This window comes from Streptomyces virginiae (genome assembly GCF_000720455.1).
Taxonomy (GTDB): domain Bacteria; phylum Actinomycetota; class Actinomycetes; order Streptomycetales; family Streptomycetaceae; genus Streptomyces; species Streptomyces virginiae.
The window spans coordinates 1-26,938 of sequence record NZ_JOAK01000007.1 but is presented as its reverse complement, the minus strand read 5'-3'; the positions used below and the strand labels follow the sequence as shown (position 1 = coordinate 26,938).

Below are 26,938 nucleotides of genomic sequence, written 5' to 3'. Positions count from 1 at the left end.
GCCGTCACGCCGAGAAACTCTCGCTTGTCCTACGAAGTTGATACGAGCACAGTAAGGGGTATGAGCGCACCCGCAACCCCCCGGCCGACCCTTGCGGCCTCTTCCCCGGCGACGGCGTCGGCGACGGCCACGACCACGCCGACCGCGGCCACGACCACGACCACGACCAGTCGTCGGCGCGGCCTCCTCGACTGGCGGGTGCGGTTCGCGATCCTCTCCGTGATCTGGGGCTTCAGCTTCCTGCTGATCAAGGTGGGCACCGAGGCGTTCGCACCCTTCCAGGTGGCCCTGGGCCGGGTCCTGTTCGGTGCGCTCGCCCTCCTCGCCGTGCTCCTGGTCCGCCGTGAGCCGCTCCCCCGGGGCCTGCGCACCTGGGGGCACCTCACCGTGGCGGCGCTCCTGCTCAACACCGCGCCGTTCTCCCTCTTCGCGTACGCGGAGCTGAGCATCCCCTCCAGCCTGGCCGGCATCTGCAACGCCACGTCCCCCCTGTGGGGCATGGCGCTGTCGCTCGTCGCCCTGTCCGAGGACCGCCCGACGCGCCGCCGTTTCGCCGGCCTGGGCCTGGGCTTCCTCGGCGTGCTGACCGTGCTCGGCGCCTGGAACGGCTTCTCCGGCGTCGACGCCAAGGGCACCGCGTTCGCCCTGCTGGCCTCGCTCTGCTACCCGGTCGGCTGGATCTACGTCCGCCGTACGCTGGCCGGCACCCCCGGCTCCCCGGTGGCCCTGACCGGCGGCCAGCTCATGGTCTCCACCCTCCAGCTCGCGCTGGTCAGCGCCCTGTTCACCTCGGCCCCGACCTCGTTCCCGCTCTGGCCGACCCTGTCGGTGGTCGCGTTGGGCGCCCTCGGCACCGGCATGGCCCTGCAGATGCAGTACGGCCTGGTGACGGAGGTCGGCCCGACCACCGCCCAGATGGTCACCTACTTCATCCCCGTCATCGCCACCACGGCGGGCGTGCTGGTCCTCGGCGAGCAGCTGCACTGGAACACCCCGGTCGGCGCCGCGATCGTCCTGGCGGGCGCCGCCCTCACCCAGACCCGCGCCGCGGCCCGCAAGCCTGCTTGAGGAAGGCCGGGGACCGTCCCCTAGTGTCCCGGACGGACCTTCTGACGATCACACTTCCCCGGGGAGCACTACATGGGCATCGGCGTCTTCCTCCTGGCCTGCGGCCTCATCTCGACGACGGGGGGCGCCCTGGTGGCGTTCGACGTCCGCGGCTCGGCGGTGGCGCTGGAACGGCGGGCCGACGCCAACGCGCTGCGGGACAGGCTCGACCGCGGCAGCCTGGAGCCGGCACCGATCCTCATGACGCGCCCGTCGCCGCTGTCCCGCACGGTGTTCCGGTGCCTGGGCGCGGCGGTGGCCCTCTGCGGAATCGCCCTCACCGTGAAGGGCCTGCTGGAACTCGCCGCCTGACCGGTCCGCCCCGCGCCGACGGAGGGGACCGCCGCGCCGGCCCGGTGGTCCCGTCGGCAGGACCACCGGGCCGGCGCCGCGCGGCTCCCCGGGGCGCACCCGGCGCGCCGGCGGACGGGACCCGCGGTCAGTCGCCGCGTCCGCCCGCCACGCCCGGCCGGACCGCCGCGGCCACGGCGTCGGCCAGCACCGGTACCTCCGCGACCTCCAGCTGGGACACCGTCAGCCGCACCCCCGGTCCCGCCTCGACCCGGAAGACGGCCCCGGCGGCCACCCCCCACCCCGCGGCGAGCAGCCTCGTGACCACCACCGTCTCGTCGGCCACCGGCACCCACACGTTCAGCCCGCTCCGCCCGTGCGCCCGTACCCCCCGCTCCCGCAGGGCCTCCACGAGCGCGTCCCGCCGCTCCGCGTAGGCCCGCGCGACCGCCGCCCGGTCCACGGCGTGCGAGGTCCACAGCTCCGCCACCGCGTACTGGAGCAGCCGGCTCACCCACCCCGGGCCCAGCCGCTGGCGTCCGCGGACCCGGTCCAGGGTCACCTCGTCGCCCGTCATCACGGCGAGCCGCAGGTCCGGCCCGTACGCCTTGGCCGTGGACCGGATCAGCACCCAGTGCCGGGTCACCCCGCCCAGCGGGTGCAACGGCAGGTCGACGATCCCGTTTCCGTGGTCGTCCTCGACGAGCAGCACCCCGGGGTGCCGCGCGAGCAGTTCGCGCAGCTCGGCCGCCCGCTGCGCGCTCACCGCCGCGCCGGTCGGGTTCTGCGCCCGCGAGGTGACCACCAGTGCGCGCGCCCCGGCGTCGAGGGCCCGGGCGACGGCGTCGGCCCGGGGGCCGTCGTCGTCCACCGCCACCGGCAGTGTCCGCAGCCCGAGTGCGGGGATCAGGTCGAGCGCGCCGCCCCAGCCCGGGTCCTCGACCGCCACCGCGTCCCCGGGCCTCAGGTGGGCGGTCAGGACCCGTTCGATCGCGTCCAGCGCACCCGAGGTCACCGCGACCGGCCCGGGCGGTACCCCGTCGGCGTCGAAGTCGGCGCGGGCGATCCGCGCCAGGTCGGGCGCGACCGGGTCCGCCCCGTAGAGGGTGGGCTCCCGCTCGTGGCGGCCGGCGGCGGCCGCCAGCGCCCCGCCGAGCGGCGGGAGCAGCGACACGTCCGGATTGCCCTGCGCGATGTCCCGTACGCCGGCCGGCACCGCCATCCGCAGCGCGTCCCGCGGGGTGCTCGACGGGCGCGAGCGCACCCGGCTCCCGCGCCGCCCGTCCGTTTCGATGACCCCGCGCTCGCGCAGTGTCCTGTAGGCGGCCGCCACGGTGTTGGGGTTGACGCCCAGCACACCCGCCAGCTCCCGCATCGGCGGCAGCAGCGATCCGGGCGGCAGCTCCCCCGATGCCACGCCCGCTTCGACACTGGCCGCGATTTCAGATGTGCGGCGCCCTGTAATCCGATACTCTCCTAGCACAAACCATATTATGCACTAGTGCAATGGAGTCTGCACCATGACCGCCACGCCTGCCACGGAGACGACGCAGAGCACCGGGACGACCGGTGCTTACGAGCCCACCGACCGCACGGTCCCCACCCGCTCCCGCGAGCGGGCGCGCTACGACCGCGACACGGTGCACGCGATACTCGACGAGGCCTACATCTGCCACCTCGGCTTCGTCCGCGACGGCGCGCCGGTGGTCCTGCCGACGCTGTTCGCCCGGGTCGGGGAAGCGCTCTACATGCACGGCTCCACCGGATCCCGCCCGCTGCTCGCGGCCGGCCGCACCGACCCGGGCCTGCCCGTGTGCGTCACCGTCACCCACGTCGACGGCCTGGTGCTGGCGCGCTCGGCCTTCCACCACTCGCTCAACTACCGCTCGGTGGTCGTCCACGGCACCGCCCGCCAGGTGACCGACGAGGACGAGTGCCGGACGGCGCTGGACGCCATGATCGACGCCGTCGCCCCGGGCCGCTCCGGTGACGTACGCCCGGCCAACGCCAAGGAGCTCGCCGCCACCGCGGTGATCCGGGTGGACCTGGACGAAGTGTCCGCGAAGCTCCGTACCGGACCGTCGAACGACGACGCCGAGGACCTGGGCCTGCCGCACTGGGCGGGCGTGGTCCCGGTCGGCAGGGTGTACGGGACCCCCGTGCCCGCCGCGGACCTGGACCCCGGCATCGCCGTCCCGGACTACCTCACCGCGCTCTGAGGAACCGGCCGCCCGGCGGCGGGTCCGGTGGGCTCGGCCGGCCCCGCGGGCCGGCCCGCCGGACGGCGGGACTCGGCGGTGATCAGCGCACCGACCGCCGCCAGGAGCAGTACGGTGCCCAGCACCACGGCGCCGGTCAGCCGCTCCCCGAGCACGAGGACGGCGATCGCCGCCGCGCTCACCGGCTCGATCAGCATGATCACCGACACGGTCGCGGCACGGACGGCCGCGGCGCCGGTGAAGTAGAGCGCGTACGCCAGCGCCGTCGGCACGGTGGCGACGTACAGCAGCAGCCAGAGCACCCGCCCCAGTTCGGCGGTGTGCGGCAGCAGCCCTTCCGCCGCGGCGAGGGGCAGCAGGCAGACCGCGCCCACCGCGACGGACCAGGCGGTGGTCACCAGCGGGTCCCCGCCCGCGCCGAGCCGCCCGAGCCGGCGGGCCCGCAGGGTCATCCCCGCGTACCCGGCCGCCGACAGCAGCGCCCAGCCGACGCCGATCGGGCGCACCTCGGCGCCCCCGCTGCCCAGGACCAGGACGGCGAGCCCGCCGAGCGCACCCACGACGGCGACCACGCCGCCGCGGCCGAGGCGTTCGCCCATCCAGGAGCGCGCGCCGAGCGCGATGAGCACGGGTCCGGCGCCGAGGGTGACGACGGTGCCCACGGCCAGCCCGGTCTCGCGCACGGCGGCGAAGTAGGCGGCCTGGAAGACGGTGAACAGCAGTCCGGTCACGATGAGGGAGCCCGCGGACTGCGAGACCGCGGAAGCCCGAGCCCGCCCGGGGCGGCTGCGCCGGACGGCGAGCACCCCGAGCAGCACCACGAGCCCGCCCGCGCACCGCCAGAACGACAGGGCGAGGGGGCCGAGGTCACTGGCCAGGAAGAGGAGGGAGGCGGCCGCCCCGGCGGTGCCCCAGGCGGCTCCGGCGACGACGAGGTACAGCAGACTGCGCCCGGCAGCGGGCGAATGGTTCGACACGTGTGTTCTCCGTGCGTGCGTGAAGGATGAGTGGATCCGGTCATCGCTTCGCGGGCAGCACCGGCCCGCCCGGGGACTCCCCGGGCCTGGCCGTCATCGTGGGGCGCCGCCCGCTAGGACGCGGGAGGCGGAAGCACGGTCGAATGCATGCCGGTCACCCTAGGCCCTCGTCGGTTCGCGGTCCACCGGAGCCGGTTCGGCCGCGGGCTGCGGGGCCGGCCGGGAGGACTGCGCGATGAACGCACCGCCCAGCACCAGCGCCCCTCCGACGATCTGCCAGGTCGAGAGGTGCTCGCCGAGCAGGATCCAGGCCAGCACGGTGGCCACGACGGCCTCCAGGAAGGCCACCACGCCCGCGACCTGGGGCGAGAGCCTGCGCACGGAGACCACACCGGTGACGTACGCGAAGACGGTCGCGACAAGCACGACCCAGCCGAGCAGCACCGGCGCGGCCACCATGGTGCCGCCCACCGAGGCATCGCCGCCCAGCACCTGCCAGTCGATCTCCCACGGCCGGGCGATCACCGTCATCACCAGGGCGCCGATGAGCATCCCGTAGGCGATCACCCCGAGCGGGTCGGGGGCGTCCTCGCCGTCGGCGCCCTGGTCGGCGAAGACGAAGTAGAAGGCCTGGCAGCAGGCCGCCGCGAGACCGAAGAGCACGCCGAGCAGGTCCAGGCTCAGCCCGGCCCAGATCTCGACCACGCAGGCCAGGCCGACGACGGCCACGGCCGCGCCCGCGGCGGCCCCCCGCGTCACGGGCTTGCGCTGCACGAAGCGGATGTAACCGAGCAGCAGCGCCGGGCCCAAGTACTCCAGCAGCAGGGCCACGCCGACCGGGATCCGGGACAGGGAGGCGAAGTAGAAGGCCTGCACACCGGCGACGGCCACCAGACCGAAGCCGGCGAGCAGCGCGGGCCTGCGCAGGAGGAGGTCGCGATGGCGCCAGGCCAGCGGGGACAGCACCAGCGCTGCGCCGGCCACCCTGAGCCAGACCATGTGGAGGGGGTCCAGACCCGCCTCGATCAGCGGCTTCGCAGCCACTCCGGAACCACCGAACGCGAACGCCGAGACGAGGGCGAGGCCCAGTCCGGCGTTTTTCCCTGACGCTTGCATCCGGCCATCATGACAGGACCGGTCAGGAGCGTCACTGCGGTGACACCTGTTGAGACACACCTGAGATCACGTCCCTCGGAGCACCCCCGGACCCCCACCAGATCTGACAGGTCGTCAGTATTGAATGTTCCGGCCGCCGGGGCTACCTTCCGCGCACGTATCCGACGAGAAGGGGTGGTCGCATGGCCGAAGTCACCGCGGAATCACGCATCGAGGCGCCCGCCGCGAAGCTCTGGTCCCAGCTGACGGACTGGGACGCGTACGGGCAGTGGAGCATGACCCACACGAACTTCCCGCAGGGCGGCCCCCGGACCCTGGCCGTCGGATCGACCTTCGCCGAGAACATGAAGATGATGGGCTTCCCGGCCGAGGTCGTGTGGACCGTCTCCGAGCTGGAGGACGAACGCCTCTTCGCCATCACCGGCAAGGGCCCGATGGGCGTCGCCGTCCTGACCCGCTACACGCTGACCCCCGACGGCGGCGCCACCACCGTCCGCATCGACGGCGAGTTCACCGGGGCGGCCGTCTCCCTGATGGCGGGCAAGCTGAAGGACTCGGCCACCGCCGCGCTGAACGAATCGCTGCGCAAGCTCGCCGGCCTGGTCGCCTGACCACACCCGCGCCCACCCGTACGGGGGCCGTCCGGGCTCAGTGCTCGTCGGCCAGGATCAGGTAGAGCTTCTTGCGGGCGTCGTTGAGCACTGCGAGCGCCTTATCCCGCTGCTCCGGCGAGCCGGTCCTGAAGACCTGTCCGAAGGCCTCCATCAGGCCCGCGCCGGCCTGCCGGACCTCGTGCATCGCCTCGAAGTCGAAGCCCCGCCCGGCGTCGGCCCAGGGGGCGTCCGGTCCGGCTTCCGCCTCGGCGCGGCCCGCCTCGGTGAGCGTGAACAGCTTCTTGCCGCCCTCGCTCTCGCTGCTGATGAGCCCCTCGTCCTCCAGCAGGCTCAGGGTCGGGTAGACCGAGCCCGGGCTGGGCTTCCAAGCCCCGCCGCTGCGCTCGCCGATCTCCTGGATCATCTCGTAGCCGTGCATGGGCCGGTCGGCGAGCAGCGCCAGGATCGAGGCGCGTACGTCACCCCGCCGGGCCCGCCCCCGCGGTCCGCCGCGGCCGCCTCGACCCCCGAAGGGCCCCGCGCCGAAGGGCGGTCCGAACGGGCCGAAGGCCGCGCGGAATCCCTGGAATCCCTCCCGACGGTCCGGCCCGCAGTGGCCGTGGCCCCGTCCGTGGTCGTGCCCGTGGCCGTGCTGTCCGTGCTGTCCGTGTGAACGCATGCCTGCGCTCCTCTCGTCACTCTCGTGTCCGTTTCATCGGTGCTCCGATGCATCCACTATCGATGAGCGATCGCGATGCGTCAACGATATATCGGAAACTATTTCACCGAACAGTCTCGAACAAGGCCAGTCACCCCGGATTGGCCTTTGTCGACGATCAAGAAACGGTCCTACCGTCGGTCCATGCGCATCCGAATCGTCGACGCCTTCACCGACCGCCCCTTCCACGGCAACCCCGCCGGAGTCCTGCTCCTCGAGGGCGGATTCCCCCCGGACGCCTGGCTCCAGCAGGTGGCGTCCGAGGTGAACCTCTCCGAGACCGCCTTCGCCCACCCCCTGCCGCCCGGCGGGGACGCCGACTGGGCGCTGCGCTGGTTCACCCCGGCCGCCGAGGTCGACATGTGCGGTCACGCCACGCTCGCCACGGCGCACGTGCTGGCCACCGCCGGCCTCGCCGAGGGGCTGATCCGCTTCTCCGCCCGCTGCGGCGTCCTCACGGCTGAGACCGCCGCGGACGGCACGATCACGATGGACTTCCCGACGTCCTCGCTGACCCCGGTCCCGGCGCCGCCCGCCGTGGACCACGCGCTCGGCGGAGCGCCGATCCTCTCCGTCCACGACACCGCCGCGCACATCGGCGACCTCGTCATCGAACTCGCCGACGAGAAGACCGTCCGCGAGCTGGAGCCGGACCACGGCGCCCTGCGCGCCTTCGCCAAGCGGGGGGTGATCGTCACCGCCGCGGCCGAGGACCCCTCCCGCGGGTACGACTTCGTCTCCCGCGGCTTCTTCCCCGCCTTCGGGATCGACGAGGACCCGGTCACCGGCAGCGCCCACACCGCGCTCGCGCCGTTCTGGGCGCAGCGCCTGGGCCGCACCGAACTGACCGGCCTCCAGGGCGGCGCCCGGCAGGGGCTGGTACGGGTGACCCTGGCGGGCGACCGCACCCTGCTGACCGGGCACGCCGTCACCGTCGTCGACGGGGAGCTCCTCACCTCCCCGTGAACCGCACGGCAGGTGTGGCGCGGCGTAAGGACCGGGGCGCGGGCACCGGCGCGGCGGCGGGCGGGGGCGGGCACGGGGGCCGGGGCGGGTCAGCCCGCGGGCCGGCCCCGCCGCCCGCCGCGCTGCCGGCGGGCCGCCTTCGACCGCGCCTCGGCTTCGGCCGCGCCGCGTCGCTTCCGCTCGTTCTCCCGCCAGGCGTCCGAGTCGATGCGCTTGCGGTAGACCTGCTCCGGCTCCGCCTTGCCCAGGTGGACCGTCCACAGCCACAGGACGGCCGAGATCACGAAGAAGGTCAGCGCCACGCCCAGGTAGGAGCCGATCTCCTCGGACTCGGGGACGCCCTCGTCGTGCATGAAGCCCGGTACCCCGGAGACGAGGGCGTTCACCGACCACGCGAGCGTCGCGTTGAACAGGACCAGGGCGACCCAGTACGCGACCCGCATGCTCCTCGCCGGGCCGGACAGCTCGCCGAGCAGCAGCAGGCGCCGCAACGAGACGGGTCCCGTCCGGTGCCGGCCGCCCGTGTCCGCCTTGGCTCGGCGCACCGACGCGTAGAGGTCGTCCAGCCAGCGTCCCGGTTCCGGCTCGGGGGCCGGGCCGTCGGTCGGGGCCAGCTCCTTGGCCTGGATCCAGCCGGTGATGAACTGGATCTCCTGCTGGGCCTTCTCCAGCCGCCTGCGGTAGTGGTGGTCGGCGCTGCGCGCCTCGCGGCGGTCCCGGATGAGGAGGCTGGCCCCGCCCACCAGGCCGCTGACCACGGGCACCAGGAACGGGGCGAACGGCACCAGGGAGTCCATGACGGCCACAGCGCGCGCCTCCTCACTCCCCCCAGCGTCGCACCGCCGCGGCCCGCGGCCCCGCCGTGCGGGGCCGATCGGGTGCACCGCCGCGTCAGGGCGTGGGCAGCCAGCCCACCTTGCCCGCGAGCAGGGCGTACCCGCCGAAGGCCACGATGTCGAGCAGCGCGTGCGCGGCGACGAGCGGCCCGACCCGTCCCCAGCGGCGGTAGGCCAGCACGAAGACGACGCCCATCACCACGTTGCCGATGAAGCCGCCGATGCCCTGGTACAGGTGGTAGGAGCCGCGCAGCAGCGAGCTGGCGGCCAGCGCCGCCATCGGCGACCAGCCCAGCTGGCCGAGCCGGCGCAGCAGGTAGGCCAGCACGATGACCTCTTCCACGACCGCGTTCTGGAACGCGGAGAGGATCAGCACGGGGAACTTCCACCACACGTCGGGCAGGGCCTCCGGCACCACCGTGAGGTTGAAGCCGGCGGCCCGCGCCCCCAGGTAGAAGGCCAGGCCGGCGCTCCCGATCCCCGCCGCGACGAGGGCGCCGCGGCCCAGGTCCCACAGCGGCCGGGTCCGGTCGAAGCCCAGCACCCGCAGCCCCGGCGCGCCCTCCCGGGTCAGCAGGTGCGCCACCAGCAGTACGGGGACCAGCGCGCTCGCGATGCCGAACAGCTGCCAGGCCAGGTCCAGCCAGGGCCGGCCGGGGGCGTAGGAGCCGTTGAGGGTGGCGGCCTGGTCCTTCAGACCGCCCGGCTTGGTCAGCGAGCCGATGAAGCTGATCAGGGCCGAGACCCCGCTCGCCCCCAGCGACAGCGCCAGGACGAGCAGGGTCTCGGTGCGCAGGAGGTCCCGCCGCCCGTCCTCGCCCAGCTCCACGAACACCGGCTCCGGCTCAGCCCGCACGCCCGACTCCGTCCTGCCATCCCGTTGCGACCACCCCATACTGCCTCGTCGGCCGGGCGGGCGGATCACCGAGGCGAGGTCACGGGGAGCGCGGTCGGGCGGTCACGGGAGGGCGCCGGGCGCGGCGGGGCACTCAGCGCACGACGGGCACCGCCGCGCTCACCTCCTCCGTCAGCCCCACGGGCCAGGTGTGCACGGGGTCGCCCTTGTGCATGAGCTCGCTGTAGCGCCGGGTGGTCGCGGCCAGGGCCTCGTCCCGCTCCAGCCCCGCGGCGAGCGCCCGGTGGTAGGTGTCCACCTGCCAGGTCGCGCCGTTCACCCGTCGCCGGCAGCGCTCCTCGATGATGCCGAGGTAGTGGTCCCGGTCCGCAGGCTCGATGCCCCAGGCGTCCAGGCCCGCCGCCGCCATGGGCAGCAGCTCGTCCAGGACCAGCCGTACCGCCGGCACGCTGACCAGGCCGCCGGCCCGGCCCCGGCGCGGCCACCGCAGCCGCGCGTCGATCCCGTACCGACAGGCCGCGTCGAAGTTCGCCTCCGCCTCGGCGAAGGGCAGCCGGGTCCACACCGGGCGCGGCTCGTCCGCGAGGGTGCGGACGAGCCCGTAGTAGAAGGCGGCGTTCGCGACGACGTCGGTGACCGTCGGCCCGGCCGGCAGCACCCGGTTCTCCACCCGCAGGTGCGGCACTCCGTCCGCCACCCCGTACACGGGCCGGTTCCAGCGGTAGACGGTGCCGTTGTGCAGGACCAGCTCCTGCAGGCTCGGCACCCCGCCCTCGGCCAGCACCCGCAGGGGCTCCTCCTCGTCGCAGATCGGCAGCAGGGAGGGGAAGTAGCGGACGTTCTCGGCGAAGAGCTCGTACGCCGAGTCCACCCAACGCTCCCCGAACCAGGTGCGCGGCCGCACGCCCTGGGCCTGCAGCTCCGGCGGCCGGGTGTCGGTGGCCTGCGTGAACAGCGGCGGCCGCGACTCCCGCCACAGCTCGCGCCCGAACAGGAAGGGCGAGTTGGCGCCGACGGCTATCTGCGCCGCGGTCACGGCCTGCGCCGCGTTCCACACGGCGGAGAACCGGGCGGGCGTCACCTGCAGGTGCAGCTGTACGGAGGTGCAGGCGGCCTCGGGCACGATCGACCCGGAGGTCCAGATCAGCCGCTCGACGCCGTCGATGTCGAGCGTGAAGTCCTCCCCGCGCATCATCAGGATCTGCTCGTTCAGCAGGGAGTAGCGGTCCACCGCCGAGAGGTTGCCGGCGACGAGGTCCGCGCGGGAGAGCGTCGGCAGGATGCCGATCATCACCACTCCGGCGTCGATCCCCGCGGCCTGCCGGTGGGCGTAGCCGAGGCCCGCGCTGAGTTCCTCGGCGAGCTGGTCGAATACCCGGCCGCCGAGCCGGTGCGGCAGGACGTTCACCTCCAGATTGAACATTCCCAGTTCGGTCTGGAAATCGGGGCTGGCAATCCGCTCCAGCACCTGGGCATTCACCATTCGCGGCATCCCGTCGGTTCCCGCGAGATTCAACTCGATCTCCAGCCCCATCATGTTCTTCGGGCGATCGAACCTCTTCTCCGCCAGAAGTCGCTCCAGTCCCTCCAGACACTCGTGGAGTTTCCTTCGATACCGCTGCCGATCGGACAGGTCGAATCCGCCCGCCACGACCTTCTCCCCCATCGAAGCGTCCCTCCTCGAGTGGGCCTGGCTCGGGGCACCCAGGCGCGCGTTACGGTCGATGATGCCCCGGCAGCGTGATCCATAACGCGGCGGGGGCGTGCGTGGCGAGGAGCGCGCGCCGGGTTGGCCGATGGGCGCTTCGGCACATTCATCCGGCAAGTCGTTCCATGCAAATTCCGCGTGGCATTTGCCCGTCCCGGAAAACAGGTGCTTTCCAGCCGAGCCCCCTTCCGGTAACCTCCGAGGTCAGCGCGGCACGTTCGCGCGCATCCGGCATGAATGCCATGTCAGCGGGACCGGTAAGCGCCTTGTCGGCAATAGGCGGGACAGCTAGCCGAAACACTGCGTGAACACATGTCGTATAAACTCCGCAAACGAGGCAGAGAGTTGGCGCGCGGCCATTGCCCCTCGGCCCCCCTCTGGCCCCAGAATGCGACAGCGCCGTCCCGCACCTGCCCCCGATCCAGGTCTCCCAAGTGAGAGGCGACCCACCATGCCGCTGCATGTCCCCCCGGCTCCCGCACCCGCCCTGCGCAGCGTCCTCGCGGCACTCGGTTCCCCCACCGCCGTCCACGAGGCGCACACCCCGTCCCTGCGCGCGATCCAGGGGCCGCTGACCGCCGAGCTGCCCCTCCCGGTCCACGTCCTGGACCGGCTGAACCTCTCGGACCTGGCGTCCGCCGGCCGGCCGCCCCGTACGCGGCTCGTCGGATGGCGGTTCCTGATCCGCAGCGGGGACCGCCACGTCGCGGCGGCGGACACCCGGCTGACGCCCGACGGCTGGGCCTTCTCCCACTTCTTCGAGGGTCCCTACGTCGCCGCCACCGAGCGGGCGCTGCGCCAGGCCGAACTGCTCGCCACCGGCTACCAGCCCCGGCTGCTCTCCGTACCGGAGCTCTACATGCTGACGCTGTGGCTGCACGGGGCGGTGGGTGCGGACGCCTCCGCCGGGCTGCCCGCCGGCGAGGACCTGCTGGTGCCGCTGGCCCCGGCCCCGCCCGGGATCGCCGCGTACCGGCCGCATCCGGTCTCCGAACTCCTGCCCGTGCTGACCCATCGGCTCACTCCCGCGACGGCACCGGTCCCGCCGTCACTGGCCGCGCCCGCCGCCTGACCCGATTGACCCATTCGGCCTAGCCCGCCCGGGCCACCCGCGAACCATCCGAAATGACAGGGGAGTTGGCCTGAACCGCCCGCACGAGTGATGCGTCATCAATCCATGAGGACAGCTGCCGGGAAATCCCTGCGAAGCAGCTGTCGTGGGGGAACACTGATGGCAAGCGCCCCGCGGCTGCGGGGATGACCCAGGGGGACGGCCATGAACCAGGTATCGAGCCGTAGCACACAGACCACACCGCAGCGAAAGAACGCATCCATGTGCCAGCACCAGCCAGCCTGCCCGTCTGCCGAATCCGCCGACCGGGAGGCCGCGCGCCCGGTGGCCAATCACCCGGAGCAGGGCTGGAGCCTGCTGTGCAACGGCGTCCTGCTCTTCGAGGACACCGGTGAGCTGCTGCCGGACGGGCAGATCATCGCCCCGCACCGCCCGCTCGCGGCTGCCTAGACGACGAGGTCCCATGACGAAGGGGCCGGCCCGGGAGAGTCTCCCGGGCCGGCCCCTTCGTCATGTCATACGACGGACGTCAAAGGCGGGGTGCCTCAGTTGTCGTACTCGTCGAGCGGCGGGCAGGAGCACACCAGGTTGCGGTCGCCGAACGCACCGTCGATGCGGCGCACCGGCGGCCAGTACTTCTCGGCGGCCGTGACCCCGCCCGGGAAGACGGCCTCGTCGCGGGTGTACGGGTGGTTCCACTCGCCGCCCAGCGCCGCCGCGGTGTGCGGGGCGTTGGCGAGCGGGTTGTCGTCGGCCGGCCACTCGCCGCCCGCGACCCGCTCGATCTCGGCGCGGATGGCGATCATCGCGTCGCAGAAGCGGTCGATCTCGGTGAGGTCCTCGGACTCCGTCGGCTCGATCATGAGGGTTCCGGCGACCGGGAAGGACATCGTCGGCGCGTGGAAGCCGTAGTCGATCAGGCGCTTGGCGATGTCGTCCACACTGACGCCCGTGGCCTTCGACAGCGGGCGCAGGTCGATGATGCACTCGTGCGCGACCAGGTTGCCCGGGCCGGTGTAGAGCACCGGGTAGTGCGGCTCCAGGCGCTTGGCGATGTAGTTGGCGCCGAGCACCGCCACCTGGGTGGCGCGCTTGAGGCCCTCGCCGCCCATGAGGCGCACGTACGACCAGGAGATCGGCAGGATGCCGGCGGAGCCCCACGGCGCGGCGGAGATCGGGCCGACGCCCGTCTCCGGGCCGGCGGTCGGCTGCAGCGGGTGGTTCGGCAGGAAGGGGGCCAGGTGCGCCCGGACACCGACCGGGCCGACGCCCGGACCGCCGCCGCCGTGCGGGATGCAGAAGGTCTTGTGCAGGTTCAGGTGCGAGACGTCACCGCCGAAGTGACCCGGCTTGGCCAGGCCCACCAGGGCGTTGAGGTTGGCGCCGTCGACGTAGACCTGGCCGCCGGCCTCGTGGACCTGGGCGCAGATGTCGGCGACGTGCTCCTCGAACACACCGTGCGTGGACGGGTAGGTGATCATCAGCACGGCGAGCTCGTCGCGGTGCTGCTCGATCTTGGCGCGCAGGTCGTCCGCATCCACCTCGCCGTCGTCGGCGGTCTTGACGACGACGACCTTCATGCCGGCCATGACGGCGCTGGCGGCGTTGGTGCCGTGCGCGGAGGACGGGATGAGGCAGATGGTGCGCTGCTCGTCGCCGTTCGCACGGTGGTAGGCGCGCACGGCCAGCAGGCCGGCGAGCTCACCCTGCGAGCCGGCGTTCGGCTGGATGGAGACCTTGTCGTAGCCGGTGACCTCGCAGAGTCGTTCCTCCAGCTCGTTGATGAGCGTGAGGTAGCCCTCGGCCTGCTCCACCGGGGCGAAGGGGTGCAGCTGGCCGAACTCGGGCCAGGTCACCGGCTCCATCTCGGTGGTCGCGTTGAGCTTCATGGTGCAGGAGCCCAGCGGGATCATGCCGCGGTCGAGCGCGTAGTCCTTGTCCGAGAGCTTGCGCAGGTAGCGCAGCATCGCGGTCTCGGAGCGGTGCTGGTGGAAGACCGGGTGCGTCAGGTACGCGTCCGAGCGCAGCAGGCCCTCGGGGAGGGTGTCCGCCGCGCTCTCGTCGAGCGCCTCAATGTCCGCGGTGACGCCGAAGGCGGCCCAGACGGCCTCGATGTCGGCGCGCAGGGTGGTCTCGTCGCAGCTGATGGAGACGAGGTCGGCGTCGACCCGGTGGAGGTTGACCCCGCCCTCGCGGGCGGCGGCGACGACCTCGGCAGCGCGGCCCGGGACGCGCACCGTGATCGTGTCGAAGTAGGAGCCGTGCACGGTCTCCACCCCGCCGGCCCGCAGACCGGCCGCGAGCAGCGTCGCGTAGCGGTGGGTGCGGCCGGCGATCGTGCGCAGGCCGTCCGGGCCGTGGTAGACGGCGTACATGCCGGCCATGACGGCGAGCAGGACCTGCGCGGTGCAGATGTTGCTGGTCGCCTTCTCGCGGCGGATGTGCTGCTCACGGGTCTGCAGCGCCAGGCGGTAGGCCTTGTTGCCGTCCGCGTCCACCGAGACGCCGACGAGGCGGCCGGGCAGCGAGCGGGCGTGCTTGTCCTGGACGGCCATGTAGCCGGCGTGCGGTCCGCCGAAGCCCATCGGGACGCCGAAGCGCTGGGTGGTGCCCACCGCGATGTCCGCGCCCAGGGCGCCCGGGGACTTCAGCAGGGTCAGGGCGAGCAGGTCGGCCGAGACGGTGACGATGGCACCGAGCTCGTGCGCCTGGTCGATGACCGGCTTGATGTCCCGGACGGCGCCGGAGGCACCCGGGTACTGGATCAGGACGCCGTAGACGCCGCGCTCGGCGATCTCGGCGGGGATGCCGTCGGAGAGGTCCGCGACGACGACCTCGATGCCGATCGGCTCGGCCCGGGTCTCGATGACGGCGACGGTCTGCGGCAGGGCGTCGGCGTCGACGAGGAAGACGTTGCCCTTGACCTTGCCCACGCGGCGGGCCAGGGTCATGGCCTCGGCGGCCGCGGTGCCCTCGTCGAGCAGCGAGGCGCCCGAGGTCGGCAGGCCGGTGAGGTCGGCGACGACGGTCTGGAAGTTCAGGAGGGCCTCGAGGCGGCCCTGCGAGATCTCCGGCTGGTAGGGCGTGTACGCCGTGTACCAGGCCGGGTTCTCCATGACGTTGCGGAGGATCACCGGCGGGGTGAAGGTCCCGTAGTAGCCGAGACCGATCATGGAGGTGAGGACCTGGTTGCGGTCGGCGAGCGAGCGGAGCTCGGCGAGCACCTCGGCCTCGGTCCGCGCCTCGGGCAGGTCGAGCGCGTCGGCGGTCTTGATCACATCCGGGACCGCGGCGGCGGTCAGTTCGTCCAGGGAGCCGTAGCCCACGTGGGCGAGCATCTTCGCCTGCGCCTCGGCATCCGGGCCGATGTGGCGCTGTTCGAAGGGGATGCCTCGCTCCAGCTGGGAGAGCGGAATGCGGTTGGCGGTCATGTACGGAGGCCTCCTGGTCATATGACCTGCGAGGGGCACCACGGCGCGGGCACCCGGACGGCCTCCCCCTCTGTCATCTCAACCTGAGAGTTTCACCGGACGCCACAGGGGTCTCCCGCGGGCATCCGGCTTTCACCGTCGGTGAGGGGAAGGACCGGCACTGCGCGCCCGGTACCGCCCCTGCTTTCCAGAGTGGCCTCGTCCGTGCGGTACGTATGCCTGAGAGATTCCGGGGAGGATTTGCTCCTTCGGCGCCTCCGCCTTGCTCATTCGGAGGACTCTCCCGCACAGGGTCGACAGCCGTCATCCAGACTACCAGCGGGGTTCAAGGGGCTCCCCGAGTGGCCTCCTGTGGGGAAATGCACTTCTGTAGTCATTACGGAGCAGTTGCGACCATTTGGAGGGACCGTGCAGACCGACATCGATCCGCGCAGCCTGATCGGCCGCAAGGCGTTCGACCGCAACGGTGCCAAGATCGGCACCATCGACGAGGTCTACCTCGACGATGCCACAGGTGTCCCGGAATGGGCTGCCGTCCGCACCGGCCTGTTCAGCCGGGACGCCTTCGTCCCGCTGGAGCCGAGCGAGATGGTCGGCGAGACCCTGCGGGTGCCCTTCGAACGCTCCCTCATCAAGGACGCACCGGATTTCGGCGTCGGCCGCCACCTGTCTCCCGAGCAGGAACTCCAGCTTTACCACCACTACGGCCTGGACACGACCCTTCCGTCCGACTTCCACCGCGACTTCGGCCGCCTGGCGGGCGACGAGGGCTGAGCTCCACGACGAGGGCTGCGCCCCGGTGTAGCGCCCCCTCCTACGAAAGGTCCCCCACCAGCGGCAACGGGTCGGACGGCGCCAGATCCGGGTCGTCCACCCGGAAGGTCCGCACCCGGCCGGGCTCCGATCCGGGCTGCTCGAACCGCACGGTCACCCGCCCGACCCCGCTGCCCTGCACCCACCCCGGCCCGTACAGGACGTGCCGTACGTCGCTCCCGGCCGTCCAGCGGCGCTCCGGAGCCTCCTGCGGCTCGGCGGACCGCTCCGGCCCCTCCGAAGGCCCCGCGCCCCCGACGGTCGCCTCCGGCTCCGCCGCACCGCCCGCACCGTCGTCCTCGTGCTCTGCCGCCTCCGCCTCCGCCTCCGCTGCGGACGACTGCGCGAAGAGGTCCTCCTGCGTGTAGTCCGCCAGCCCCGTCACCCCCACCCCCAGCAGTCGCACCCCGCCCGTGGTGTCCACCGCCTCCAGCAGCCGCGCGGCGGCCTCGCGCACGACGGCCGGATCGTCCGTGGGCCCGCGCAGCGTCTCGGACCGCGTCAGCGTGGAGAAGTCGTAGCGCCGCACCTTGAGCACGATCGTGCGCCCGGAGTGCCCCGAGCCCCGCAGCCGCCGCACGCACCGGTCCGCCAGCCGCTGCACCTCGCCCCGGATCCGCACCCGGTCGTGGAGGTCCACGTCGAAGGTGTCCTCGACCGACACCGACTTCGCGTCCCGCTCGGCGACCACCGGCCGGTCGTCCAGCCCCAGTGCCATCCGGTACAGCCCCGCGCCGTGCGCGCGCCCCACCATCCGGACCAGCTCGTCCTCGCCGGCCTCCGCCAGCTCCCCCACCGTGGTGATCCCGGCGCGGCGCAGGTGTTCCCCCGTGGCCGGTCCCACCCCTGGCAGGGTCCGTACGGACATCGGTGCGAGCAGTTCCCGCTCGGTCCCGGGCTCGATCAGCAGCAGCCCGGCCGGCTTGGCCTCCTCGGAGGCCACCTTGGCCAGCATCTTCGACCCCGCCAGCCCGACGGACCCGCTGAGCCCCGTGGCGGCCCTGATGTCGGCCCGCAGCCGCTCGCCCGTGGCCCGGGCGGAGTCCGAGTCGAAGGCGACGCCTCCCGCCTCCAGGTCCACGAAGGCCTCGTCCAGGCTGAGCGGCTCGACCAGCGGCGACAGCTCCCGGAGCATGGCCATCACGATGTCGCTGACCTGCCGGTAGAGCGTGAAGCGCGGGATCAGGTAGGCGCCGTTCGGACAGAGCCTGCGGGCCTGGCCCATCGGCATCGCCGAGTGCACCCCGAACCGCCTGGCCTCGTACGAGGCGGTGGCGACGACCCCGCGCGGTCCGAGCCCGCCGACGATGACGGCCTTGCCGCGCAGGCTCGGCTTCGACGCCTGCTCGACGGAGGCGTAGAAGGCGTCCATGTCCAGGTGCAGGATGGTCGGAGCGGCTCTCACAGCACCGATGCTGCCCTACGCCACTGACACCCCGGAGCCCCGGTCAGACGGCGCGGTTGCGGCGGGCCGCCAGTTCGTCCGTCGGGTTGTGCCCGACCAGGGTCTCGCCGGTGTCCACCCGCTCCCCGTGCAGCTGCGCCAGCGCGCTCTGCACGTCGCGCCACACCACGCCCACGGCGATGCCGAAGACGCCCTGCCCGCCCTGGAGGAGGCTCACGACCTGGTCCGGCGAGGTGCACTCGTACACCGTGGCGCCGTCGCTCATCAGCGTCATCCGCTCGAGGTCCGCGAGTTCGCGGTCGTGCAGGTGCTGCACGGCCGTGCGGATGTTCTGCAGCGCGACACCGGTGTCCAGGAAGCGCTTGACGATCTTGAGGACCACAACGTCGCGGAAGCTGTAGAGGCGCTGCGTCCCCGACCCGTACGCGGCCCGCACACTGGGCTCCACCAGCCCGGTGCGGGCCCAGTAGTCGAGCTGTCGGTAGGTGATGCCGGCGGCGGCGCACGCCGTCGGCCCGCGGTAGCCGATCTCCTCGGGCGCGGGGTCCCCGCCCACCGGCTGGACCGGCGTCGACTCCGGCTGACGGCGCGCGGATCCGACCGCAGCACCGTGCAGCGGGTACGGCCCGGTGTCACTCCGTACGGGGGTGCCCCCGGTCGTACCGTCGCCCGTGATCCTCACGCCGACCCTCCGTCCTTGACCTGCCCACCTCGAAGGTAGGCAGTCACCAGGGGTGCGTCAACGATCGCCACACTCGGCACGCCGAGTGATAATCACCCTGAGAGTGGTTTCCCGTGTCCGTTCGCGGGGAAAGGCTACTCGAATGGGCTGGAGCCTGACCGTGGATCACGCGGCCGGCACCTCACTGCGGGCCGGTGCCGAAGTCCTCGGGTGAGATCTGGTCGAGGAACTCGCGGAACTTCTCCACCTCGTCCTCCTGCTCGTCCGGGATGGCGATTCCGGCGTCGTCCAGCACGCCGTCACTGCCGTAGATCGGCGTACCCGTCCGCAGGGCGAGGGCTATGGCGTCCGACGGCCGCGCACTCACCTCGACCCCGCTGGCGAAGACGAGCTCCGCGTAGAAGACGCCCTCCCGCAGATCCGTGATCCGGACCTCGGTGAGCTCCTCACCGACCGCCTCCAGCACGTCCTTGAAGAGGTCGTGCGTCAGCGGCCGGGCAGGGGCCATTCCCTGCTGGGCAAAGGCAATGGCCGTAGCCTCCCCAGGACCGATCCAGATGGGGAGGTACCGGTCGCCTCCCACTTCACGCAGGAGCACGATCGGTTGGTTGGAGGGCATTTCCACCCGGACACCCACAACGTCGAGCTCGTTCACACAGCAACCCTAGGACCTGCTCGGCAGGTTTGGGTAGTCGGGGCTCCACCCCGACCGGCGCGCTCAGCGCAACCGGACGCCGAGAGCGGTCTGCACCAGGGCCTCGTGCAGCCGTACGGAGAGCCCCGCGAGCTCCTTCATCGTGGCCTCCGCATGGGCCCTGGTCTGCGGGTTGCGGTGCCGGCGCAGCGGGGCCACGACCTGCTCCACCAGGCCGGCCTCGCGGTCGGCGGCCGCCTTCATGGCGCGCAGGTGCCGCGGCTCCAGCCCGAAACGGCCCAGGTCGGCCACGAGCCGGGCCACCGTGACCGCGTCGGCGTCGAAGCCGCCGCCCGGCGTCTCGGCGAGCAGCCCGTACGACTCCCACTCGACCAGCTGGTCCTCGTCCACGCCGACGGCCGCGAGGAGCTCCGCCCGCCCCACACGGGCCACAGGAGGCCGCTCCTGCCCCACCTCGCCGTAGACGGCGGCGGCGGGATCGGACGGATCGGCGGCTTCGCCGTTCGCCGTGGGCGCAGGGATGCGGATCTGCTCACCGCGGGCGAGCGCGTCGAGCTGCTCCCGGATGACCTTCAGCGGCAGGTAGTGGTCACGCTGCAGGCGCAGGATGCGGGCGAGGCGCTCCACGTCCTCCGTGCTGAACTTGCGGTATCCGGAAGGTGTGCGCCGGGGCTCGACCAGCCCCTCCGCCTCCAGAAAACGGATCTTCGAGATCGTGACTTCGGGGAACTCGTCACGCAGCGTGGTGAGCACCGTGCCGATGCTCACCAGCCGCCCGGCCGAGCCGGCGGAGCCGTTGCCGGCACCGCCTGTCGGATTGCGCAGCATGGGACCTTCCCTCGGGTGCCCCCGGACCGGGTCCGGGGGAGGGTCAGACGCCCCGCAGGCTCGCGTAGAAGACCAGCCGGTACTTGCCGATCTGCACCTCGTCGCCGTTGTGCAGGGCTACGGAGTCGATCGGCTCACGGTTGACGTACGTGCCGTTGAGGCTGCCGACATCGGCCACGGTGAAGCCGCCGTCCTGGCTCCTGCGGAACTCGACATGCCGCCGGGAGACGGTGACGTCGTCCAGGAAGATGTCGCTCTGCGGGTGCCGGCCGGCCGTGGTCAGCTCGCCGTCCAGCAGGAAGCGGCTACCGGAGTTGGGGCCGCGCCGCACGATGAGCAGGGCGGCACCGGGCGGCAGCGCCTCCACCGCGGCCTGGGCCTCGGGGGACAGCGAGGACGACACGTGCGTCTGTCCCGACACCTCGGCCTCGTAGGCCTCCAGGCCCGAGATCGAGATGGTGGACGTGGTCTCCGAGGCACGCTCCGGCGTCAGGCCCGCCCGCAGCGGCGCGCCGCAGTTGGAGCAGAACCGGCTGGCCGCATCGCTGCGGTGTCCGCACCTGCTGCAAACCTGCTCGGCCGACATGGACGGCTCCTCGCGCCGCGGCTGCCCCGCGGAGGCATTGGTGGCATACGGGTCGGGGGCAAACCCTCCACCCGCACTAGAGGTTGATGGTTCACCGAAACCTATGCGGCCGGTACCGGCAGGGTCAACAGACGACGCGCCGGGGGCACCCGGAACCTCACCCGCACCGGCGACCTCGTCGCGGAACAGCGGCCGGTCACCCTGCCCTTCCGCGCCGCCGGCACGGTGCCTGGCCGCGCCGCTCTCCTCGCGGTTCTTCTTGCCGAACAACTTCTCAAACAACTTCACGGGCGATTCCCCTTGACTGAAACAGACCCGCCCGTGGGGCAGGACGAACTCCGAATGCAGACACCTGCCGACCCGGACATTCTCACAACGTCCGTAACCACCAGACAGTTTCCACCACGCACCGCAACTTCGGTGCGGCGACCCCCCGCAGGCATCAGCCCGCGTGCGCCGCTCCACCCTCCACTCCGCTTCATCTTCACCCCGATGACGACCGAGCGTAGTCAGGCTGCTTCGCAGCCCGCAAGGCGTCCACAATGATCTTCGCCGACCGTGTGACGGCGACCGTGGCCTGCTCCTTCTCCAGCGTCTGGACGACACCGCCGGGGATGTTGAGCGCGGGCTCCAGATCCTGCGGCTTGCCGATCACCCTGAACTCATAGGGTTGTGTGATCTTCTTGCCGTCGATCCCGACACCGCCGTTCTCGTCCGAGAAGTACGAGCCTGCCACGATGCGCACCCCGTTGATCTGGATCGCCTCGGCCCCGGCGGCCCGCAGCTCCTGGAGGGTGTCCAGCAGCTGGTCGGACTGCACCTGCCCGGTGGGATCAGTGATCTTGAGCGTGATGCCCGGTCCCTGTGCTGCCACGGTACCGGCCAGGATGCCCAGTTGACGCTCCTTCTCCACGGTCTGCTTGCGGGCCTCCTCCGCCTGGTTGGAGCTGCTCTCCAGCTCCCGCCGCTGGTCCTCCAGCCGCTGCTTCTCGTCCTCCAGCCGCTTGGTCCGGCCGTCGAGCTCGTCGAGGATGCGGACGAGGTCCTCCTGCCGGGCCCCGCGCAGCGCGCTGGAGTCGCTGTTGGAACGGACCTGGATGGCCAGCCCCAGCCCCAGGACGAACAGCAGCAGCGCGACGATCAGTTGGGCCCTGCTCACCCGCGGCGGCCACAGACCGGCGGCGAGCCGCTGCCGGCCGGTCTCCTCGGTGACCGGCTCGACCTGTGTCTTTCCCTCTTCAAGAGGCTGTTCCGGGACGTTCGGTTCCTCGGGCGGGGTGTCGTTCGCACTCATCCCCATCACGCCCGGAACACGTGCCGGCGGATGGCCGCGGCGTTGGAGAAGATGCGGATGCCGAGGACGACGACCACACCGGTGGACAGCTGCGAACCGACGCCCAGCTTGTCGCCGAGGAAAACGATCAGCGCGGCCACGACGACGTTCGACAGGAACGACACCACGAAGACCTTGTCCACGAAGATGCCGTCCAGCATGGCGCGCAGGCCCCCGAACACCGCGTCCAGCGCCGCCACCACGGCGATGGGCAGATAAGGCTCCACCACGGCCGGTACCTCGGGCCGGACCAGAAGTCCGACCACCACTCCGGCCAAGAGGCCCAGTACCGCGATCACGATGCACCCTTCTGCTGCTCTGCTGCTGTGGCTGTACGTACGATCAGGCTCGCTGCGGGCGGCAGCCGGAGGTCGTCGGCCGGGGACAGCGTGTAGCGGATCCCGTAGCTCTCCTGCAGCACGTGCAGGTACTGGCCGTCCGCCGAATCCTGGAAGGCCGGGCCGAGCCGCTTCTTGTCCCCCACCGCCAGCACTTCGTACGGCGGCACCAGCGGCCGGTTGTCGACCAGTATCGCGTCACCCGCGGCCCTGATCGCCGACAGCTCCGTCAACCGCTGCCCGTTGATCGAGATCGCCTCGGCGCCGGACTGCCACAGCCCGTTGACGATCTTCTGCATGTCACGGTCGCGGAGCCGGCCGGTGTCCGAGAAGCCGCTGCTCTCGCGCGGTTTGCCGCCCTCGCCGGTGGAGGAGCCCTTCGCGTCGTCCACGACCAGCTTGATCCCGGGCCCGCGGACCTCGGTGGCTCCGGAGAGCAGCGACACCAGCTCGCCCTGGCTCCCGCCGGGCTGCTTGAGGGCCGCGCGCTGACGTGCGGCGACATCGGTCCGCAGCCGGTCGATGTTCTGCTCCAGGGCGTCGGCGCGCTCGTCGGCGCGCTGCACCCGGTCGATCAGTTCCTGGCGCTCCTTCGCGAGCACCGGAGCGTCCACGCGCGCCTCGGCGGCACCGAGCGTGACGACCATCGCGGTGATCACGAGACCGGCGGCGAGCCCCAGTTTTGCCTTGAGGGTACGGGGCAGGCCGGCCGTACCGTCCGCTTCGCGCCGGGCCGTCGCCTCCGCGTAGCCCTCGTCGAGGCTGTGGTCCATCACGTGCGTCAGCAGCGACATGGAGGCGTCCGGGCGCGCTGGCACAGAAGACGCCGGAGTCCGGTTGTGGGGCGGCTGCGACATGCCGCACATCGTCGCATGTCGGCGCCGTACACACCCAATGCGTCCATCCGGTGGGCCGGGGCGGGATTCCCCCCGCCGCGGCCCACCGGACTTCCGCCCTACGTCAGCGCACGCCCGGCAGTCAGTGCCCGGCGCCGTCCACCACGGCCGCCCATTCGTCGAGCAGTGCCTGCGCGGAGGCGTCGTCGGGGCCCTCGGCCCACAGGTGCGTCACGGCCTCCGCCGGGTCCGGCAGGACCAGCGCCCACCGGCCGTCGGCCTCGACCACCCGCACCCCGTCGGTGGTGTCCACCTGCCGGTCTCCGGCCGCTTCCACGACCCGCCGCATGACGAGCCCCTTCACCGCCCACGGCGTCGGCACGTCCCGCTTGAGCACGTGCGCCCGCGGAATCCGGGCGTCGATCTGGCTCAGCGTGAGCTGGGTACGCGCCACCAGGCCGAGCAGCTGCACGAACGCCGCCGAGCCGTCGAAGACGCTGCTGAACTCCGGAACGATGAATCCGCCCCGGCCGTCTCCGCCGAAGATGGTGGTCTCGGCCCGACCGACCCGGGTCAGGTCGTCCGGCGAGGTCGTCGTCCACTCCACCTGGGTGCCGTGGTAGGCGGCCACCTGTTCGGCGACGCGCGTGGTGGTCACCGGGAGCGCGACCTTGCCGCTGCGCTTCTCCGCGGCCACCAGGTCGAGCATGACCAGCAGGGCCCGGTCGTCCTCGATGATCCGCCCGCGCTCGTCGACGAGGGAGATCCGCTCGCCGACCGGGTCGAACCGTACGCCGAAGGCAGCCCGGGCCGACGCCACGATCTCGCCCAGCCGCACCAGGCCGGCGCGCCGGGACTCGGCGGTCTCCGTCGGCCTGGACTCGTCGAGACCGGGGTTGATCGTCAGGGCGTCCACCCCGAGCCGGCCCAGGAGGCTCGGCATGACGAGCCCGGCGCTGCCGTTGGTGGCGTCGACGACGACCTTGAGCCCGGCGTCACTGATCCCCGTGGTGTCCACCCGCCGCAGCAGCGAGCCGGTGTAGGCGTCGAAGACGCTGCCCGGGAACTGCAGGTCGCCGATTTCGCCGGGGAACGCCCGCCGGTACTCCTGGCGCGCGTACACGCGGTCCAGCTTGCGCTGCTGCTGGAGCGAGAGGTCCGCTCCGCGTTCGTCGAGGAACATGATGTCGACGGAGTCCGGCACTCCGGGCGAGGTCCGCAGGACGATCCCGCCGGCGCTGCCTCTCGCGGTCTGCTGCCGCGCCACGGGCAGCGGTACGTTCTCCAGGTCCCGTACGTTGATCGCGCTGGCCTGGAGTGCCGAGATCACGGCCCTCTTGAGCGCTCGGGCGCCGCGGGAGTGGTCGCGGGCCGTGGTGACGATCGCACCCTTCTTCAGGGTGGTGGCGTAGGCACCGGCCAGCCGGACGACGAGCTCTGGGGTGATCTCGACGTTCAGGATCCCGGAGACTCCGCGCGCACCGAAGAGGTGGGCCTGCCCGCGGGACTCCCAGATGACGGAAGTGTTGACGAAGGCGCCGGCCTCGATCGTCTTGAAGGGGTAGACGCGCACGTTCCCCTGGACAATCGATTCCTCACCGACGAGGCACTCGTCGCCGATGACGGCCCCGTCCTCGATCCGCGCCGCGCGCATGATGTCGGTGTTCTTGCCGATGACGCAGCCGCGCAGGTTGCTGTGGGGGCCGATGTACACGTTGTCGTGGACGACGGCCCGGTGGAGGAAGGCTCCGGTCTTGACGACGACGTTCGACCCGATGACGGTGTGCTCGCGGATCTCGACGCCGGCCTCGATCTTGGCGTAGTCCCCGATGTAGAGGGGTCCGCGCAGCACGGCGTCCGGACTGACCTCGGCTCCTTCGGCGACCCATACGCCCGGCGAGATCTCGAAGCCGTCCATGTCGATCTGGACCTTGCCCTCGAGCACGTCGGCCTGCGCCTTGACGTAGCTCTCGTGCGTGCCCACGTCCTCCCAGTAGCCCTCGGCGACGTAGCCGTAGATCGGCTTGCCATCCTTCATCAGCTGGGGGAAGACGTCGCTGGACCAGTCGACGGAGACGTCCGCGTCGACGTAGTCGAAGACCTCGGGCTCCATGACGTAGATGCCGGTGTTGACGGTGTCCGAGAACACCTGGCCCCAGGTCGGCTTCTCCAGGAAGCGCTCGACCTTGCCTTCCTCGTCCACGATGGTGATGCCGAATTCCAGCGGGTTCGGGACCCGGGTCAGGCACACCGTGACGAGTGCGCCCTTCTCCTTGTGGAAGCGGATCAGGTCGGTGAGGTCGAAGTCGGTCAGCGCATCGCCGGAAATGACGACGAAGGCGTCATCCTTCAAGGCCTCCTCGGCATTCTTCACGCTGCCGGCGGTCCCGAGTGGCTTTTCCTCGTTGGCATAGGTGAGCTCCATACCGAGCTCTTCGCCGTCACCGAAATAGTTCTTGACGAGCGACGCCAGGAACTGCACGGTCACCACGGTCTCGCTGAGCCCGTGCCGCTTGAGCAGCCTGAGTACGTGCTCCATGATCGGGCGGTTCGCCACCGGCAGGAGCGGCTTGGGCATGCTCGAGGTCATGGGACGAAGGCGTGTGCCCTCGCCACCGGCCATCACGACGGCCTTCATGTCGGAAGAGTCCTCCTTGAGAGATGACAGTCGTGCCGACTCTCACCCGCCTCGTTCGGTGACTTCGCGACTCCTCCGCGTCATCCGGCGTCGGGCGGGCTCAATCGGCCGTGGCGTCAGCCTTCACCAGTCGGCGGACTTGAACCACGTAAAGGATTCCTGCCCACCAATAGAGGGTTGTACCCCATCCGGCGAACGCCCATCCGAAAACTGACGCCAACCAGGCCAACCAGCCGCTTCCGTCACTGAGCAGGAGCAACGGGAAGGCGTACATCAGGTTGAAGGTCGCCGCCTTGCCGAGGAAGTTGACCTGCGGCGGCGGATATCCGTGGCGGCGCAGGATCCACACCATGACCAGCAACATCAGCTCGCGCGCCAGGAGCGCGCCGGTGAGCCACAGCGGCAGGATCTCGCGATAGGTCAGACCGAACAGCGTCGACAGGATGTAGAGCCGGTCCGCGGCGGGGTCCAGCAGCCGGCCGAGCTTGCTGATCTGATTCCAGCGCCGGGCGAGCTTCCCGTCGAGGTAGTCGCTGATCCCGCTGAGCATGAGGACGGCCAGGGCCCACCCGTCGTACTCCGCGAGGATCAGCCACAGGAACAGGGGCACGCCGGCGAGGCGAGCCATGCTCAGGATGTTGGGAATGGTGAAAATTCGGTCAGTCTGAACCCGAGTCTCCTGGACCTCCACCCGGGGGCCTCCACTGTGACGGTAGAAATGGTCGTTCGATGCCCCCTGACCCTACAGGAGACCACACACGTGTCCGGAACGCAGAAAAGCCCCGCACCAGAAGGTGCGGGGCTTTCCCACAATGATTGTTCGGCGGCGTCCTAATCTCCCACAGGGTCCCCCCTGCAGTACCATCGGCGCTGAAAGGCTTAGCTTCCGGGTTCGGAATGTAACCGGGCGTTTCCCTAACGCTATGACCACCGA

26 protein-coding genes, 1 rRNA gene and 1 riboswitch are annotated in these 26,938 nt (G+C 71.6%); of the genes, 8 read left to right on the top strand and 19 right to left on the bottom strand.

Annotated features, from left to right (window positions below):
* The first annotated feature begins 60 nt into the window (after positions 1–60).
* Both IG86_RS0114250 and IG86_RS0114245 read left to right on the top strand, forming a co-directional pair.
* On the top strand, positions 61–1,068 hold the full coding sequence (locus tag IG86_RS0114250) for a DMT family transporter (protein ID WP_030820457.1): 1,008 nt from the start codon (positions 61–63) through the stop codon (positions 1,066–1,068).
* Positions 1,069–1,140: 72 nt separating this feature from the next.
* On the top strand, positions 1,141–1,419 hold the full coding sequence (locus tag IG86_RS0114245) for a hypothetical protein (RefSeq protein WP_030897075.1): 279 nt from the start codon (positions 1,141–1,143) through the stop codon (positions 1,417–1,419).
* 127 nt (positions 1,420–1,546) lie between these two features.
* On the opposite strand, the gene IG86_RS0114240 is transcribed toward IG86_RS0114245, so the two are convergent.
* Positions 1,547–2,881: an aminotransferase class I/II-fold pyridoxal phosphate-dependent enzyme gene (locus IG86_RS0114240; protein ID WP_030820453.1), complete on the bottom strand. Its 1,335-nt coding sequence runs from the start codon at positions 2,879–2,881 to the stop codon at positions 1,547–1,549.
* Between the two features lie 37 nt (positions 2,882–2,918).
* On the opposite strand from IG86_RS0114240, the gene IG86_RS0114235 reads away from it, so the two are divergent.
* Positions 2,919–3,617 carry a pyridoxamine 5'-phosphate oxidase family protein gene (locus IG86_RS0114235; RefSeq protein WP_030820451.1) on the top strand — a complete coding sequence of 233 codons (699 nt, stop codon included), beginning with the start codon at positions 2,919–2,921 and terminating at the stop codon, positions 3,615–3,617.
* Here the strand turns inward: IG86_RS0114235 and IG86_RS0114230 are convergent.
* Together IG86_RS0114230 and IG86_RS0114225 are read right to left on the bottom strand one after the other, a co-directional pair.
* Positions 3,599–4,594: a DMT family transporter gene (locus tag IG86_RS0114230; RefSeq protein ID WP_051785173.1), complete on the bottom strand. Its 996-nt coding sequence runs from the start codon at positions 4,592–4,594 to the stop codon at positions 3,599–3,601. The genes IG86_RS0114235 and IG86_RS0114230 overlap by 19 nt on opposite strands.
* 159 nt (positions 4,595–4,753) lie before the next feature.
* Positions 4,754–5,710: an EamA family transporter gene (locus IG86_RS0114225; RefSeq protein WP_045937012.1), complete on the bottom strand. Its 957-nt coding sequence runs from the start codon at positions 5,708–5,710 to the stop codon at positions 4,754–4,756.
* Positions 5,711–5,892: 182 nt separating this feature from the next.
* Here IG86_RS0114225 and IG86_RS0114220 point away from each other — a divergent pair, with 182 nt between their 5' ends.
* Complete coding sequence (locus tag IG86_RS0114220; protein ID WP_030897071.1) at positions 5,893–6,321, top strand: type II toxin-antitoxin system Rv0910 family toxin; 429 nt, start codon at positions 5,893–5,895, stop codon at positions 6,319–6,321.
* 37 nt (positions 6,322–6,358) lie between these two features.
* Here the strand turns inward: IG86_RS0114220 and IG86_RS0114215 are convergent, their stop codons facing one another.
* Positions 6,359–6,982, bottom strand: coding sequence for a PadR family transcriptional regulator (locus IG86_RS0114215; RefSeq protein WP_030820442.1), 624 nt, complete (start codon positions 6,980–6,982; stop codon positions 6,359–6,361).
* A 183-nt stretch (positions 6,983–7,165) separates the two neighbouring features.
* On the opposite strand from IG86_RS0114215, the gene IG86_RS0114210 reads away from it, so the two are divergent.
* Positions 7,166–7,987: a PhzF family phenazine biosynthesis protein gene (locus IG86_RS0114210; protein WP_030820440.1), complete on the top strand. Its 822-nt coding sequence runs from the start codon at positions 7,166–7,168 to the stop codon at positions 7,985–7,987.
* Between the two features lie 89 nt (positions 7,988–8,076).
* Here the strand turns inward: IG86_RS0114210 and IG86_RS0114205 are convergent, their stop codons facing one another.
* The 3 genes from IG86_RS0114205 to IG86_RS0114195 form a co-directional block, all read right to left on the bottom strand.
* On the bottom strand, positions 8,077–8,793 hold the full coding sequence (locus IG86_RS0114205) for a hypothetical protein (RefSeq protein ID WP_030820438.1): 717 nt from the start codon (positions 8,791–8,793) through the stop codon (positions 8,077–8,079).
* Between the two features lie 85 nt (positions 8,794–8,878).
* Positions 8,879–9,718 (bottom strand): CPBP family intramembrane glutamic endopeptidase, encoded by an 840-nt coding sequence (locus IG86_RS0114200; RefSeq protein ID WP_078905900.1) that lies wholly within the window; start codon positions 9,716–9,718, stop codon positions 8,879–8,881.
* 94 nt (positions 9,719–9,812) lie between these two features.
* Positions 9,813–11,345 carry a glutamate-cysteine ligase family protein gene (locus IG86_RS0114195; protein ID WP_030820434.1) on the bottom strand — a complete coding sequence of 511 codons (1,533 nt, stop codon included), beginning with the start codon at positions 11,343–11,345 and terminating at the stop codon, positions 9,813–9,815.
* A gap of 493 nt (positions 11,346–11,838) precedes the next feature.
* On the opposite strand from IG86_RS0114195, the gene IG86_RS0114190 reads away from it, so the two are divergent.
* Both IG86_RS0114190 and IG86_RS0114185 read left to right on the top strand, forming a co-directional pair.
* Positions 11,839–12,459, top strand: a complete 621-nt coding sequence (locus IG86_RS0114190) for a hypothetical protein (RefSeq protein WP_030897067.1) — start codon at positions 11,839–11,841, stop codon at positions 12,457–12,459.
* Positions 12,460–12,720: 261 nt separating this feature from the next.
* Positions 12,721–12,909, top strand: a complete 189-nt coding sequence (locus IG86_RS0114185; RefSeq protein WP_030009772.1) for a DUF5999 family protein — start codon at positions 12,721–12,723, stop codon at positions 12,907–12,909.
* Between the two features lie 95 nt (positions 12,910–13,004).
* Here IG86_RS0114185 and gcvP read toward each other — a convergent pair whose 3' ends face one another.
* Positions 13,005–15,890, bottom strand: coding sequence for an aminomethyl-transferring glycine dehydrogenase (gene gcvP / locus IG86_RS0114180; RefSeq protein ID WP_030820431.1), 2,886 nt, complete (start codon positions 15,888–15,890; stop codon positions 13,005–13,007).
* A 197-nt stretch (positions 15,891–16,087) separates the two neighbouring features.
* Positions 16,088–16,186: riboswitch (glycine riboswitch) on the bottom strand.
* A 112-nt stretch (positions 16,187–16,298) separates the two neighbouring features.
* On the opposite strand from gcvP, the gene IG86_RS0114175 reads away from it, so the two are divergent.
* Positions 16,299–16,664 carry a PRC-barrel domain-containing protein gene (locus IG86_RS0114175; protein ID WP_030658278.1) on the top strand — a complete coding sequence of 122 codons (366 nt, stop codon included), beginning with the start codon at positions 16,299–16,301 and terminating at the stop codon, positions 16,662–16,664.
* A gap of 40 nt (positions 16,665–16,704) precedes the next feature.
* Here the strand turns inward: IG86_RS0114175 and IG86_RS0114170 are convergent, their stop codons facing one another.
* From IG86_RS0114170 to rrf, 11 genes are all read right to left on the bottom strand, one after another.
* Positions 16,705–18,108 carry a DNA polymerase IV gene (locus tag IG86_RS0114170; protein ID WP_030897065.1) on the bottom strand — a complete coding sequence of 468 codons (1,404 nt, stop codon included), beginning with the start codon at positions 18,106–18,108 and terminating at the stop codon, positions 16,705–16,707.
* 43 nt (positions 18,109–18,151) lie between these two features.
* Positions 18,152–18,790 (bottom strand): MerR family transcriptional regulator, encoded by a 639-nt coding sequence (locus tag IG86_RS0114165; protein WP_030820427.1) that lies wholly within the window; start codon positions 18,788–18,790, stop codon positions 18,152–18,154.
* A gap of 181 nt (positions 18,791–18,971) precedes the next feature.
* A complete protein-coding gene (locus tag IG86_RS0114160; RefSeq protein ID WP_007262890.1) occupies positions 18,972–19,445 on the bottom strand; it encodes a bifunctional nuclease family protein in 474 nt (157 codons plus the stop codon).
* Positions 19,446–19,508: 63 nt separating this feature from the next.
* Complete coding sequence (gene ftsR, locus IG86_RS0114155; protein ID WP_030820425.1) at positions 19,509–20,273, bottom strand: transcriptional regulator FtsR; 765 nt, start codon at positions 20,271–20,273, stop codon at positions 19,509–19,511.
* A 43-nt stretch (positions 20,274–20,316) separates the two neighbouring features.
* On the bottom strand, positions 20,317–21,255 hold the full coding sequence (locus IG86_RS41175; protein WP_199814504.1) for an FHA domain-containing protein: 939 nt from the start codon (positions 21,253–21,255) through the stop codon (positions 20,317–20,319).
* Between the two features lie 88 nt (positions 21,256–21,343).
* Complete coding sequence (locus IG86_RS0114145; RefSeq protein WP_037848002.1) at positions 21,344–22,153, bottom strand: DUF881 domain-containing protein; 810 nt, start codon at positions 22,151–22,153, stop codon at positions 21,344–21,346.
* Positions 22,154–22,158: 5 nt separating this feature from the next.
* Positions 22,159–22,491 (bottom strand): small basic family protein, encoded by a 333-nt coding sequence (locus tag IG86_RS0114140; RefSeq protein ID WP_007262894.1) that lies wholly within the window; start codon positions 22,489–22,491, stop codon positions 22,159–22,161.
* Positions 22,488–23,396 (bottom strand): DUF881 domain-containing protein, encoded by a 909-nt coding sequence (locus IG86_RS0114135; RefSeq protein ID WP_078848630.1) that lies wholly within the window; start codon positions 23,394–23,396, stop codon positions 22,488–22,490. The genes IG86_RS0114140 and IG86_RS0114135 overlap by 4 nt, the downstream gene beginning before the upstream one ends.
* A gap of 112 nt (positions 23,397–23,508) precedes the next feature.
* The gene (locus IG86_RS0114130) at positions 23,509–26,004 is read right to left on the bottom strand and encodes a mannose-1-phosphate guanyltransferase (protein WP_030820421.1); all 2,496 of its coding nucleotides are present in this window, start codon (positions 26,002–26,004) and stop codon (positions 23,509–23,511) included.
* Between the two features lie 100 nt (positions 26,005–26,104).
* The gene (gene clsA, locus IG86_RS0114125; RefSeq protein WP_030658263.1) at positions 26,105–26,695 is read right to left on the bottom strand and encodes a cardiolipin synthase ClsA; all 591 of its coding nucleotides are present in this window, start codon (positions 26,693–26,695) and stop codon (positions 26,105–26,107) included.
* 127 nt (positions 26,696–26,822) lie between these two features.
* A 5S ribosomal RNA gene (gene rrf / locus IG86_RS0114120) occupies positions 26,823–26,938 on the bottom strand.